Source organism: Clostridium aminobutyricum (assembly GCF_017255415.1).
Lineage (GTDB): Bacteria > Bacillota > Clostridia > Peptostreptococcales > Anaerovoracaceae > Aminipila > Aminipila aminobutyrica.
On sequence record NZ_JAFJZZ010000001.1, the window covers coordinates 923,868 to 938,074 of the forward strand.

14 protein-coding genes and 1 pseudogene are annotated in these 14,207 nt (G+C 38.3%); 1 reads left to right on the top strand and 14 read right to left on the bottom strand.

Annotated features, from left to right (window positions below):
• Positions 1–204 precede the first annotated feature (204 nt).
• The 10 genes and pseudogenes from JYB65_RS04495 to JYB65_RS04540 all read right to left on the bottom strand — a co-directional run.
• Positions 205–1,293: pseudogene (locus JYB65_RS04495) on the bottom strand (ABC transporter ATP-binding protein); the annotation flags it as partial.
• A gap of 214 nt (positions 1,294–1,507) precedes the next feature.
• Entirely contained in the window at positions 1,508–1,900 is a 393-nt protein-coding gene (panD, locus tag JYB65_RS04500) for an aspartate 1-decarboxylase (RefSeq protein WP_206581404.1), read from the bottom strand.
• A 499-nt stretch (positions 1,901–2,399) separates the two neighbouring features.
• Positions 2,400–2,951: a 2-oxoacid:acceptor oxidoreductase family protein gene (locus JYB65_RS04505; protein ID WP_206581405.1), complete on the bottom strand. Its 552-nt coding sequence runs from the start codon at positions 2,949–2,951 to the stop codon at positions 2,400–2,402.
• Positions 2,948–3,163, bottom strand: a complete 216-nt coding sequence (locus tag JYB65_RS04510; protein ID WP_206581406.1) for a 4Fe-4S dicluster domain-containing protein — start codon at positions 3,161–3,163, stop codon at positions 2,948–2,950. Before JYB65_RS04510 ends, JYB65_RS04505 begins: the two co-directional genes overlap by 4 nt.
• A gap of 4 nt (positions 3,164–3,167) precedes the next feature.
• On the bottom strand, positions 3,168–3,980 hold the full coding sequence (locus JYB65_RS04515) for a thiamine pyrophosphate-dependent enzyme (protein ID WP_342366616.1): 813 nt from the start codon (positions 3,978–3,980) through the stop codon (positions 3,168–3,170).
• Entirely contained in the window at positions 3,973–5,115 is a 1,143-nt protein-coding gene (locus JYB65_RS04520) for a 2-oxoacid:acceptor oxidoreductase subunit alpha (RefSeq protein ID WP_206581407.1), read from the bottom strand. The genes JYB65_RS04515 and JYB65_RS04520 overlap by 8 nt, the downstream gene beginning before the upstream one ends.
• Positions 5,116–5,421: 306 nt before the next feature.
• Positions 5,422–6,084, bottom strand: a complete 663-nt coding sequence (locus JYB65_RS04525) for an FCD domain-containing protein (protein WP_206581408.1) — start codon at positions 6,082–6,084, stop codon at positions 5,422–5,424.
• A gap of 80 nt (positions 6,085–6,164) precedes the next feature.
• The gene (locus tag JYB65_RS04530) at positions 6,165–7,547 is read right to left on the bottom strand and encodes an aldehyde dehydrogenase family protein (RefSeq protein ID WP_206581409.1); all 1,383 of its coding nucleotides are present in this window, start codon (positions 7,545–7,547) and stop codon (positions 6,165–6,167) included.
• Between the two features lie 252 nt (positions 7,548–7,799).
• Positions 7,800–8,810, bottom strand: coding sequence for an FkbM family methyltransferase (locus tag JYB65_RS04535; protein WP_206581410.1), 1,011 nt, complete (start codon positions 8,808–8,810; stop codon positions 7,800–7,802).
• An 82-nt stretch (positions 8,811–8,892) separates the two neighbouring features.
• Positions 8,893–9,582, bottom strand: coding sequence for a heparan-alpha-glucosaminide N-acetyltransferase (locus JYB65_RS04540; RefSeq protein ID WP_342366617.1), 690 nt, complete (start codon positions 9,580–9,582; stop codon positions 8,893–8,895).
• A gap of 278 nt (positions 9,583–9,860) precedes the next feature.
• Here JYB65_RS04540 and JYB65_RS04545 point away from each other — a divergent pair, with 278 nt between their 5' ends.
• Positions 9,861–10,241, top strand: a complete 381-nt coding sequence (locus tag JYB65_RS04545) for a hypothetical protein (RefSeq protein WP_206581411.1) — start codon at positions 9,861–9,863, stop codon at positions 10,239–10,241.
• 113 nt (positions 10,242–10,354) lie between these two features.
• On the opposite strand, the gene JYB65_RS04550 is transcribed toward JYB65_RS04545, so the two are convergent.
• From JYB65_RS04550 to deoC, 4 genes are all read right to left on the bottom strand, one after another.
• On the bottom strand, positions 10,355–10,894 hold the full coding sequence (locus tag JYB65_RS04550) for a cysteine hydrolase family protein (protein WP_206581412.1): 540 nt from the start codon (positions 10,892–10,894) through the stop codon (positions 10,355–10,357).
• Between the two features lie 86 nt (positions 10,895–10,980).
• Positions 10,981–11,340 (bottom strand): winged helix-turn-helix transcriptional regulator, encoded by a 360-nt coding sequence (locus tag JYB65_RS04555; RefSeq protein ID WP_206581413.1) that lies wholly within the window; start codon positions 11,338–11,340, stop codon positions 10,981–10,983.
• A 114-nt stretch (positions 11,341–11,454) separates the two neighbouring features.
• Positions 11,455–13,119 (bottom strand): diguanylate cyclase, encoded by a 1,665-nt coding sequence (locus JYB65_RS04560; RefSeq protein WP_206581414.1) that lies wholly within the window; start codon positions 13,117–13,119, stop codon positions 11,455–11,457.
• Positions 13,120–13,475: 356 nt separating this feature from the next.
• The gene (deoC, locus tag JYB65_RS04565) at positions 13,476–14,204 is read right to left on the bottom strand and encodes a deoxyribose-phosphate aldolase (RefSeq protein WP_206581415.1); all 729 of its coding nucleotides are present in this window, start codon (positions 14,202–14,204) and stop codon (positions 13,476–13,478) included.
• Positions 14,205–14,207 lie beyond the last annotated feature (3 nt).

Here is a 14,207-nt window from a genome sequence, read left to right on the forward strand (position 1 = left end):
AGGAGCTGCGACAGGTACTTTAACCGCTACAGAAGCTCCAACTACATTGATCTTATCTCCATCTTTACCAAATAGAGAATTATTCTCAATCCAAGACCCCGGATATAATTGGGTGATATTGCAATCGAATTCTCCGTCTGCAAAGGCCACTTTATCGATGTCCGTAATAACCCCGTCATACATATTAATATTGGTTTCTGCATGGATAACATGAATTCCGTCCGGCTCAATATTCAGACCGAGCAAGTCTCCGATACCCGCAATTTTTGTACTTTTAATTAAAATCTCATTATCGCCTGATTCAACGGCAATTTCATAATGCATTCCCTTAAAAATAACAGATTGCACCGTTCCTTTTATCTGTCCTTTTTCGGTCGTTGTCATTTCTACGTCCTCCGGCCGGACAACCACATCCACATCGGAGCCAACCGGCAGATCATCCAGACAGGTGAATTCAACCCCGCAAAAACGAACCTTTTTATTGCCGCACATTTTTCCGTTAAAGATATTGCTTTCCCCGATAAAATCTGCAACAAATACGGTATTCGGTTCGTTATAAATCTCTTCCGGTGTTCCGATCTGCTGAATCATCCCATCGGACATGACAACAACCTTGTCCGACATGGTAAGAGCTTCTTCCTGATCATGGGTGACATAGATAAAAGTAATGCCGAGTTTTTCGTGCATGGATTTTAGTTCCAATTGCATTTCCTTACGCATCTTTAAATCCAATGCACCCAAAGGCTCATCTAACAATAAAATCTCCGGTTCGTTTACGATGGCTCTTGCAATAGCAATTCTCTGCTGCTGCCCACCGGAAAGGGTAGAAATATCGCGCTTTTCAAACCCTTCTAAGTCCACTATTTCTAAAGCATGCTTCACTTTTTCCCGAATTTCTGTCCGAGATAATTTTTCTTTTCGTACAAGCGTTTCTCCGTCTTTATTTTTATAAGTTACATCTATGGTTTTCATTTTTAACCCAAAGGCAATATTGTCAAAAATATTCAGATGCGGAAACAAGGCATATCGTTGAAATACCGTATTAATCGGTCTTTTATTGGGAGGAAGAACACTGATATCCTTTCCATTCAGCAATATATGACCTTCCGTAGGGAGTTCAAATCCCGCTATCATTCGTAACGTTGTTGTCTTTCCACACCCCGATGGACCCAAAAATGTTACAAACTCTCCTTTTTTCACTTCAAGGTTGAAATCTTCAACAGCAGCAAATCCGTCATAGCTTTTTTTGATACCTTTTATTTCAATAATATTTTCTGAAGTATTATTATTCATGGCGATCCTTTCTAAGATGGGCGACTAATCCTATTACGATAAAAAGCAACAAAGTCAAGTCACTCTCATGCCTTGGCTTCATTGCCTTGGTGGTTGTTTCTGTTTGCTATTATATCAAATTGTTTTATCAATTTAAACTAGTCTTTTTTAAAAATTTTTAGAGAGCAAAAACCATCCTTTTTTCGTCCGATTTTTACCCGAAAATTTACGTTTTTTATTTTAAATCCTCCAGCAATCCGTGCTTTTCATAATTGGTTTTTCGAATAATGTGGTTATGGTCATCTACAAATACAACACTTGGCCGATGTTCTTTGGCTTCTTCCGGTGTAAGCTGAGCATAGGCCATTATAATAATCAGATCATTCACCTGTACACATCTTGCCGCTGCGCCATTCAGGCAGATTAAACCGGAACCCCGCTCTCCGGCAATGGTATAGGTTTCAAAACGTTGGCCATTATTAATATCCACAATAGATACCATTTCATATTCTAAAATGCCCGCAGCATCCAACAGATCTTCATCTACCGTAATACTTCCGACATAATCCAGTTCTGCCTGTACTACTCTTGCACGATGTATTTTCCCTTTTAACATAGTAAGATTCATAATTGATTCAACTTCCTTTCATCTCTCTTAGTCTCGGCTCGTTATCTGCACAAAAATAGAGCACCGTTTACGAATAGAACCATCTATTGTATTGCAAACAAGCGCTCCATATTAAACTAAATTAAACCTTTATCCAATTCTCTACTCTATAAAAAGTAAAACGGAATAATTTTTAGTTCCTGCCGCTTCTGTTCACATGGTCAAGACTATATATTTTTATCTTCTTATTAGCATAACTTCTTCCGAAGCCCATTCAATATACATCAAGCCGACACTCTTCCTTTTCATCTCCTATCTGTAAATTGAATACAGTATAGGGATGTCTGATAAAGTACAGCTATTACATTTACTTTCGTAGTATAGCGTATCTGGTTTCGTTAATCAAGGGGTATATTACATTCTTGAGAAAACACGCACTTCCTTCCTTTATCTCAAAAAATGCCCCCTTGTTATTAAGGAAGCATTTTTAAAATTTCAAAGTCATACTTACTTATTGGCATTATGCAGATTTTGTCAAACGTTCTGCAACTTGATTAGCCATGTAATGATAGGCCTTGTCGTACGCCTCTAAGTTCACGCCGGCGATACTTGCCGGAAAGTTTGACAGGATTTCAGCCTCAACGGTTGGATAGAACAACTTAGGAAGTAATTTTGTCAAGGCTCCGAGCATCACCATATTGACTACAAATGGTTTACCCATTTCCTCTGCAATTTCTGTTGCAGGAATTCGATAATGTCTATCTGATTCTGTTTCCACCAACGTACTATTTACAAGGATGATTGCATCTTCCTTAACTGTCTTGCAATATTTATCATAACCGACCTGATTGAATGCAATAAATACATCTGCCGTTTCCACCTTCATATAGTCGATGGGTTCGTCGGATATTACCACCTCTGCCTTGCAGGCACCGCCTCTTGCTTCCGGTCCGTAGCTCTGAGTCTGAGAGATATAGTAGTCTTCTCCTAGACCATACGCTTTGGCTAACATGACCGCAGACAATATAACCCCCTGCCCGCCTGCTCCTGCAAATCTTACATTTAATCTCATAATGATTCCTCCACTATTACATCAATAGCCCCATCCGGGCACATTCTTTCACACATACCGCAATGACCACATAGCTCCTCATTAACAGCCTCCGGCATGTTCGTTCCATAGTTGTTTCTATTTTTGGAATGAATAAATATATCTTTAGGACAGGCCGCAATGCATATATTACAGCCCTTACAACATGCCTTGTCAATTGTAACTTTTGCCATTGTCTTAACCTCTCTTTACACCTTGCCGCGCAAGTGCTTCTTCGATTCTTTCAATATATTCTTTCGCATTTTTATCATGCTTTAACAGTCCAATTCTGGTTTTATCCTCCGGAACATCCATTCCTTCTTTATAAATATAAGTTTTTTCCTTATACATCTTCATGATGGCTGATGGATCTTTTTCTCCGTATACATTTTTACCAGCCTGGACCGGACATTGTGTAAGTACTTCAATGAATGAAAATCCATTATGTTCCAATCCTTCTTTTATCGCTTTTTCAAGCTGCACCGGATGGGCTGTAGTCCAGCGTGCCACATAACTTGCTCCCATAGCGATGGCCATTTTGCAGCCATCCATTGGTTCATCAATAGCGCCGAAAGGAGAAGTTTTCGTAACAGATCCCGTAGGCGTAGCCGGCGACTTCTGTCCCCCTGTCATACCATAGATGTAGTTGTTGACCATGATTACCGTTAGATCAATATTTCTCTTCGCGGCATGTATAAAGTGATTCCCTCCGATGGCAAGGCAGTCACCGTCACCGGTGAAAACCATGATTTTCTTGTCAGGCCGGGCGAGTTTTAATCCTTCTGCACAAGCTATTGCTCTGCCATGCATCGTATGCATCACATCTAACTTCAAGTAACATGGAATCCAAGAAGAACATCCGATGCCGCTTACACAGGCAACATCCTCTTTTATTCCTAATGAATCGATTGCCCGAATGGCCGCCATTTGCACGATGCCATTTCCACAACCCGGGCAAAACAAAGTTGGCAGCAAATCCGTTTTTATATATTCTTCATATAGCCTATTCACTTACGCCCACCTCCTTTAGGATCTGTTCTACAAGCTCGGTTGGCGTATGTATATCTCCGCCGCACTTCGGCATAGGTACCACTCTTTTATCTTTAAGAGCTCTTTCTATTTCTCTTGAATATTTGCCTACATTCATTTCCGGAACAATGACTAAATCAACATTTTCAGTTAATCGCTGCAACTCCTGCTCAGGAAATGGCCACACGGTATTTATTTTAACCAAACCAACCTTAAGCTTAGCACCTGTTCCGGTTTGATCTTCGTTTAGGTCTCTTGCAAGTTTGATGGCATTCATAGCCGGTCTGGCAACGGATCCATAGGCCACAATAGCGATGTCTGCATCCTCCATATTAAATGTATCTATATCTGTAATTTCATCGATATTATCTTTGATTTTTTTGCTAATGTCATAAATAAATTTTCCGCTTTTATCAGCGATATGTCCGATTCTTTTTCCGCTCTCATCATGAAGCTGACCTTCTACTAATGAATGCTCTCCCATAAAGAAATCGGATTGAGGGGATGCTACATAGGATTTCTTGCCCCCCTTAATATTTTTGGAACCGCCTTCTACGATGATCTTTTCTCTCATATGGCCTACAACCTCGTCAGCCAGTAATATAACCGGTGTTCTAAATTGTTCCGACAGTTCAAAGGCTCTTACTGTAAAGTCGTACATTTCCTGTACGGAGGATGGGGCTAACGCTATAATTTCATAATCTCCATGGCTTCCATAGCGCGCCTGATAGATGTCTTGCTGGGAGGAAAGCGTTGGCTGTCCTGTGGAAGGACCTCCCCGTTGAACATTTACGATAACCACTGGCGTTTCCGTTACTGCCGCAAATCCTATCGCTTCCTGCATCAAGGTGTAACCAGGACCTGACGTCGCCGTCATCGCCTTTTTCCCGCCCCAACGTGCTCCCATAATCGCACATGCGGAACCGATTTCATCTTCCATTTGGATAAATGCTCCGCCAACTTCTAGCATCTCGCTCGAAAGTAATTCTATAATTTCGGTTGATGGTGTGATTGGGTATCCGGCAAAGAATCTGCATCCGGCATATATAGCACCTTTAGCACAGGCTTCATTGCCTTGCAGCACCATCTTACGAGTTTCTTTTTCATTTACTTCCATGATAATACTAACCCTCATTTCGTAATAATTAACTAGGTTCCTTTGGGTAATAGTACCATTAATATATGATGAACAGCAAGCATTCTGCGATTGTTTTTATGCACTTAATAGGTGTTTAGTATTATTGTATACAATGTTTGGATTCATTGTAATATAACGCTTCGATGCGACACTCACAATTCATCATATTTACTGTATACAATTAAAAAACGCAATATACAGCAAAGTATCATACACTAATTTGCTGTATATCGCGCCTTTTAATAAGTACTAATGGAGAGGTATCATTATACCTTTTTGCAAGCTCTATTTAATATGCCACTTGATTGTGGCACGATTCTTTGAGTTATCTAAATGTATCCCAATCCTGTTTCTTGCTTCCTCAACGTCTTTAAGCATGATTGCTTGCAATATGTCTTTATGCTCAGCAGCTATCACCGGTAAGTTCTCTTCATCGGAAACCGTTGCCCTTCTTGCCTGTTGCACATAATCCTGATAGGATTTCAATATCTGTGCAAGGAATCGGCTTCTCGCCGCACTATAGATAATTTCGTGAAAAGCAACATTGATATCCATCACCTTCTCGCAGTCTTTTCTTTTTGTATAGAACTCCATCAGCTCCATTTGCTCCTGCAGTTTTTCTATCTCTGCATCGTCAATTCGTTCAATCGCCCACTCAACAGCGAGCTGTTCCAATGCTTTACGCACAGAATAAATGTCTTCCATATCCTGTCTCGTAAAACCTTTAGCGAAACTGCCTCTGTGCGGTATGTAATCAATAAGGCCTTCATACTCTAGCTGCCTAAAGGCATCTCGAATCGGCGTTCTGCTTACACAAAGCTCTGCCGCGATTTGGTTCTCAATTATTTTTTCACCGATCACGTACTCTCCCTTTAAAATACGGTCTCGCAAAATGTCTACGATGTCGTCCGTCAAAGAAGTAGTATTTGAAAATTTGATATCTGTCACAATTCACCTCATAAATAACCATTTGGAACATTCCTATTATATTGGAATGGGAAGAAAAACTTGCCTGACAAATATATTTATTATAATGACCAAAGTTCTTCATCTGAAGGAATGTGATTATCCGGCATAAAGTATGCAATTCTTGATATGTTGATTAAGTGCTTGTAATCCAGATTTTCAGAGATGCTGTTGTGTCCCCAGGTTCCGCAGCCTAAGGTGTTCGTTGGTGCAAGGCCATTATAGAAGCTTCCGCCTGCACTGCTTGCACAAACCTGATTAATCACAAATCTGGAAACGCATAGTTCTTCTCCGGCATATTCAATATTTTCTTTGTTATTCGAATGGAGGGATACGCTATGTCCCTTTCCTTCTCTTTCCAGATTCTCTCTGGCGATTTCAACACCTTCCTTGAAATCGTCATATTTATAGGCTGCGATTATCGGACACATTTTTTCCTTCGCCAGTATATCTGACTCACCAGCTCCATCCGCTTCCACAACAATTACCTTGATTTCTTTAGGAATTTCAATCTTCGCAAGCTTTGCAACAGCTTGCACATCCTGACCAATGGCATGCCTGTTCATTACACCATCGACAAAAATAGCATTTCTTAAAGCTTCCTTCGTAGGAGCATCCCTCACAACAAAGCCGCCATTTGCTTCGAATTCTTTCATAATCACATCGAAGTCTTCCGAAGGGCAGATAACCGACTGCTCACCGGAGCAAATAATGCCGTTATCAAAGGCTCTTCCCGTAATAATTTTAGGAACGGCTTCCTTATAGTCTACACCTCTGTCAATGATACACTGAACATTGCCTGCGCCTACCCCTAAAGCAGGTCTTCCGGAGCTGTATGCGGCATGAACCATTCCCATGCCACCGGTTGCAATTACAACATCAACAGCTGAAATCAAGTTTCTCGTGTTTTCTCTTGACTGTTCTCCTAAGATCTGAATCAAGTTTTCAGGCATCCCGATTTTAGCAAGTTCTGCGTTGATCATTTCAACCGTCTTCGTACTGCATCGAATGGCTTTATGATGAGGAGTGATGATGATCGCATTGCCGCCTTTGAGGGCGAACATCGCATTGCTCATCGGTGTTACGATAGGGTTTGTGCAAGGGGTAATAGCACCAACTATTCCAACTGGCTTAGCAATCTTTGTAATGCCTGTCACTTCATCTCTTTCGATGATTCCCTTGGACTTCTTTCCTTTCAGGCTGTTCCAAATAATCTTCGCCTTCATTTGATTCTTTATAACCTTATCTTGATAATTCCCCATACCTGTTTCTTCCACTGCAATTTCGGCTAAGTATGCCGCATTATCAAAAACAACCTTCCCAATAGTTCTTACTGCTTGGTCAAGCTGTTCTTGAGTCATCTTTTCAAATTCAGCCTGGGCCTTCTTCGCCCTGTCGATATACTCTGCGATATAAGCCTTGCTCGGATCCAGTGTCTGAGTCATTTCACTTTTCCTCCTTAACATTCTATGTGCTATAATTAAAATATATTGAACCATTTTTAAATACTATACCTATACTATCACCGATTATTGTTTCTTCATAGTGGTAAGCGTACAATATACAATTTTAGAACAAAGGATAAGCTGAATCTAGCAGCGCGTTGCATGTAGGGAATACAAAAAGGTGCCGCCAGAGGCCTATACACCCTTGGCTGCACCTTAAATTCATACTGCTGATTGTCCGAAGAAGCACTCCTAGACCGCGTACAGAATATATTCGGTAGGAAAAACCGGCAATCCATAATAACGTATATAAAAATTATAGGAAGGGTCCGCTTCATAAATAATGCGGGCCAGTTTCCACAGATCTTTATGGTTATGATATACGCTTAACGCAAGCTTTGGATGATTTTTCTTTATTTTTTCTAAACAGCCTAAAAGAGCTTCCTCTTCTCCGCCTTCTATATCCATTTTTATAAAGGTTACGTCTTCCTCTATATCATCATCTACTTTTACTATAGGAATAGCAATAGCTCCGCTTTCAGAAAGTTGACTTACGGACGATAAAGCGTCAGAAGAAAGATACATCGTGCCATTTCTATCACTTGCACCCTTTTTTCTTATAATTACATTGTCAAGATGAAAGAGTTCGATATTTTTTTCTATATATTCTATATTTGCAGATACTATTTCATAGCAATACATCTTTTTATAGCAGTTTCTTCCGAAAGACTTATGATAATAGACAAGGCTATCTCCTATATATCCACCGATATCCACAAAAACCTCATTTTTGTTGCATTTTACAATATCAAGATCAAAATATTGGTTAAAGGTTTTGTCACATATTTGCTCTATTTTTTTTGGTTCCGACATAAGCCAGTAAGAAAGTATATTAACGAGTATTCTTTTTGAACGATAATCTTTGAGAATTTTGTAGAGCCATTCAAAGTCTTCCCTGTGTTCCACAAGGGCATGGGCTCTATTATCTGCAAGTTCATAATCTTCCTTCTCCGGATAATAAGTCCCCCAGAGCTTATATTGATTGATGAATCTTATAGTGTTATTATATTGCCGGTTGTTTGTTGTGCTGAAATATTTTAAATTTCGCTTAACAGCCTCCGTTATTTGAGAAACATCTCTTTCTTTAATAAATTGCATGAGACGTTCAAAATCCATATCCAATTGGTTTGGTGTGCTTAATAAGGAAAAGCTACTTGTATCGCTGGAACTACTAATTGTTGAAAGTTCTGATTGAGAGAACATCCCCTATTCTCCTCCTTTAAATTTTGTATTCCTGTTAGCATATGTAACTTCGCGCTAAATGGTGTAATTCAGTCAAAAACGATTATTTATTTGACAGAAAATTAAACAAAAAAATCCCTCCAACAAGAATCGGCTGATGAATCAGATAAATTCCAAGTGAATTTTTACTTATCGCGGATATATATTCATTTTTATAATTGAATTTAAAAAGACTCTCCCTTTTATAGTAGTACATTTTGTAAGCCAGAACACCTATTATAAATACTGAGAGATACGGACTTATAGGGTAGTAATCAAGAGATACAAATCCTTTATATGAAATACCGAAGGGAAGCAGTAGGCTTGTATCTGCCAAAGTGCCTTTTGTTAGTACTGCTGTAAACGCTATAACTGCCGCACTTATAAGAAGAAGTACATTATTCATTCTTTTGAGTAATGGGAAAAGAATCATACTTACTCCCAGCAAATGTAAGATACCGAACCGGATATACTGTTCTCTAAAAAATATGTATGTAACAAAAGTTATTGTTACTGCAAATAGGAGAATCTTAATTCCCCTTTTTACATTATTCTTACTAAAGCCGCTGCTTATTCCCGCAACAAATAGGAACATCAGCGCAGAAATTTTACCTATCCAATACCAAAATCCACTTTGATAATTGATATCAATACCTGCAAACTCTTTTAAATCAAATATTACATGAAAGGTAACCATCAGTATTACTGCAATTGCTCTTAAAAAATCTATTTCCCAAATTCGTCTGCTGCCCACTTTTTACACAAACCTTTCTTATTTCGCCGTCGGAAGGCTGATTAAGTTTATGTCATTATATTATCTGCATGTGGAGATTCTATGGAGGCGGCCAAACGCAATTTTCGAAGATAGTAATATTGAGCTTCAGCTACATTCTGCTGACGCCATTGTTTAATGCTCAGTATATTTGAATATATTGGTATGGTAAGAGATGTTCATTTTTATACAGAAATATCGTGTATTTTGCAGTAATTTGTTGTAAAATACATATAAAACTTATAAAAGGAGTATACAACATGCACATACCGACATGGGTTATCATTTTAGGGATCTTTATCTTAGCTAATATAGGTCTTATAGTCTATTCACGTATCCGAACAAAACAACTATATAAAATGTTTGAGCAAGTTTTTGAATCATCCAAACAAGTGCCGAAACAAAAGAAACATAGCTTTCTTCTTTTTATGTTTAAAGAAAGTGTCGTTGCATCAAAAAATAAGAAAGTCGATCCTCAAAGCCGAATGAATAACTTAAAATTTGTAGAATCACAACTTTTACAAATGGGAAGCATTCTAAAAGATCCATCAAAAGTAACAGACAAAAAGATGAAGCAAGCACTTAAAATGTATGATGCATACATTAAATGGGAGAAATCAAAGTTTCAAACAGCTAAATAAACCGAAAAAAGTTAATATTTATAAAGGCTGCCAATATCAAATCGGCAGCCTTTTATCGTATGGTCTCAATACTAATATAAAGAATAAACTCAAAAGGGTATGGAAATATCCTATTATTCTAATATATTTTCACTTGTAATGACATTTGCAAACTTTGAATTTATAGAAGCCATATATACATCTTGAACGATATTAGCAGGAATAGTTAAACCATTCCACTCTAAATCTTTTGTGGCACAGGCATCTGATACAAGCGTAATATTATATCCATAGTCTTTTGCAGCTCTAACAGTTGTATCAACACACATGTGTGTCATCATACCGCAAATAACTATATCTGAAATACGCTCCTTTGAAAGTTCAGCTTGTAAATCAGTTTCAAAAAAGCTATTTGGATAATGCTTTATAATGATTTTTTCAGAATCTAGCGGCATAATATCTTTATGGATATTCACTCCATCTGTATTTGGAACAAAGAAAGCTGCGTTTTTTTCTGATAAATGCTTGATATGGTAAACAGGAAGTTTATTATCACGAAAATATCTTAATAGTTTTTTTATCGAGCTTAATGCCAGCTCAGGTTGATGTAGTTCACATTTTCCGTTTGGAAAATAGTCATTTTGAACATCAATAATTAATAATGCTTTATTCATTTTTCATACCTTCTTTCTATATAAAAAAAATGATATAGCATAATTATTGCCAAGTAAATTACTTACTTTTTTGTGTGTATGAAATGTTAGTAACAAATTCCTTTCTTGTCTAAGAAATTTGTCATACCTTGTTCAACCATATATTCAATCCCTATTTCCTGCATAATCTTAATAGATGCCAGCATTTTCTCTCCTCGTGGAGTTAAGAAGTATTCTACTTTAAGCGGAAACCCCTCATATGATTTTTTATCAATCAATTCAAATTCTTTTAGCTCACTCAACTGCTCTATCAGCATTTTTTGACTAATTCCATCAATGTTTCGTTGAAGTTCTGAGAGAGAGCATTTTCCATTTCTGAGTTGGAAAATAAGAATAGTCTTCCACTTCCCTTTCACAATATCATGCACTAATTCTAGTGGACACGTATAATTTTTTCTTAGTTTCACTTCATCAGCTCCTTTGCTCTTTAAATTTTTATATCATGGTCCTGTGCCATGTTTGTTAATGCGATATTCTCATCAATTTCTTCATTTTATATTTTCATTAACAAATCACCAATATTAATTGCTTAGGCTTTTATTGGTCATCATCTTAATAAAGATTGGAACTAAAGTAGGATCCAGCTGGGTTCCTGCCTTGAGATAAAGTTCATGTAGCGCTTCGTTTATAGTCTTTGCAGGTTTATAAGGTTGCCAGGTCATGACATCAAAGGAATCCAAAATGGATATGATACGTGACAAAAGAGGAATCTCTTCTCCTTTAAGTCCCTGGGGATAGCCTTGGCCGTCCCACCATTCATGGTGATATAAAATGATATCGGCGAGATGGGCAAATTCTCCGGACGCGTGAGCAATTCGATACCCAATTTCAACATGCTTTCTCATAATAAACCATTCTGATTCATTAAGAGGGGTCTCCTTCAGAACAATATCTTCAGGGATACCGATTTTACCGATGTCATGTAACTTTGTAGCCTGCACAAGGTTATTAAGGTTTTCCTTGGAAAAATTAAGAATTTGTGCAAACTCTTTAGCGAGAGATTCCAATCTTTCAACATGTTCTTTGGTTTCATAATTTTTTTCCTGCAGCAATTTATCTAAGGTTTCAGCGATGGCGCACCTGGCTTTCTTGCCTTCGATAAGCTTAATTTCATACATTAATTCTTCAGCTTCTTTTAAGACCTTGGACAAATCTGCTTCACTGTCACTTTTAGTTGCTGCACCCAAGGAGATACTTAAAAGAATACCTGCCTCTTGATTTCTTTTACAGGCTTCGCTAATTTTATGTACAATATCGAGAGCTGTTTCTTTGTCTGTGTTTGGTAGAATAATAGCGAATTCATCACCGCCCCATCTTGCTATAATATCGTTTTGACGACAAGATTGTTGAATAATGAGGGCAATCCTTTTAAGCCAATTATCCCCCTCCTGATGACCAAAAACATCATTAACGAATTTCAGCCCGTTCATATCGCCAATGAGCAAGGAAATGGGCAGACAGTCATTGGTTTTTTCCAGTTCTTGCATTTTTTTATCAAAATAAGCCTTATTATACAATCCGGTCAATTCATCGTAGAAAGTGAGGTAAGTTATGTGAGCCATTCCTCGCTCAATCTCATCCTTTTGCGCTTTAAAAAAAAGCTGAATAAGTCCAATTGCGTTGAAGAGTAAGAGTATTTGCGAAACAATATAGGGAGCCATCTGAGGTATTTTTAGAATATAAGAAAAAATAACGGTATTGCCGACCCAAGCTATATTCAATAAACCTAAAAAAAGAGCAAGATTTCCGTACCTTTTGGCCGACATGATCATAGCCGCGCCGATCCAGAAGGATAGAGCAAATATCGCTAAATAGGTGTATTTAATTATCTGCAAATCCGACCCATTCTGGTTTGAGAAAAAGACAAAAAACAATAGCCAGATTATTCCTATGCTTAAAAATAGAGATATTCCAGATTTGATTTTCAGGAATATTAAAGTACCCCATGATATTAAAAGATTTGCATAGAAATATGAACTTAGACTAAGAAGTAAAATCAGGTGGTTTTGCCTCAATAAGTCAGGGAAAAAAGCATCCAAACTATAATTAATCGCAATGATACTCCAGCCAATAAACCACAGGCCAAGAAAAAGCCTGCGTTCAAACATAAAGATGTAGACATACAACATCAATAAAACAGAAATAGCCCCGATTGAGGCAATTAATAGTATGGCAGAAGTTTGCATAGTCGCTCCCATCAAAGTAGGCTTTTAGCCAATTTTACTAAATAATTTTGCAGACAGCCAGATTATTCCCCCTCACCTCATCGATAAGATTATAATCAAAATGGCCCGTATACATTATAATGCATTAATATGCATACTGCAATAACCCTCCTCACTAAGTACATCTTTTTTTGTACTTAATAGTTACTAACAACAGTATAGCCAACTTGCGCACGAATTGTAAACTGAGTATAGCAAGCTCTCTGCGTCCGCCTTATTTAAAACATGAAACAAAAATAACTAAAAGGAACGCATTCCCAAAATACAGGAGTGTGTTCCTTTTATGTATGTAATAAAATAATTTGATTAGAGAAGCCTTAATCCACTTGAATCGTGTCCATATCGATATCATGCCCGATTGCAATAGCCTCTTCAATGATGCTGACTGCCGAAATTAAGCCAATGCCAAAGCGGTCTGCCCCTGCTTTGTACATCTTCAATAAAGTATCCAGTGATCGTACGCCCCCTGCAACCTTTAGCTTCGCCCTTCCTGCGATTGCCTTATGCATAACCTGAACATGATGAACGGTTGTAGGATCGCTCGAAAATCCCGTACCGGACTTTACATAATCCGCCCCAGCCTCGATTGATAATTCGCAGGCTTTCTCTATTTCTTCGTCTGTTAAGACCATCGCTTCAATAATAACCTTTAAGGATGCACCCTTTGTGGCTTCGCGTACGGCTTTGATATCCGCCAGAACTTCGTCATACCGTTTGGATTTTAGCCATCCCACATTCATGACCATATCGACCTCCACCGGATCCATCGTCATAAACCATTCTGCCTGCTGAACCTTGGTATGCGTCGCCTCCTGGCCCGAAGGGAAACTCAGGGAAGTGCCGAAAGAAGTATTGGTATCCTTCAAAAGGCTGCTCAATAATGGGTAGTACCCCGGCCATGCGAAGCAGGACCCAAAATCATATTTTTTACATGCGTCTACCAATGCATATACATCTTCATAGGAAGTATCCAGCTTCAAAACGCTGGGATCCATCATATAAGCAATATCTTTTACCGTCAATACCTGTTTTCTGTACTCTTTCATTTA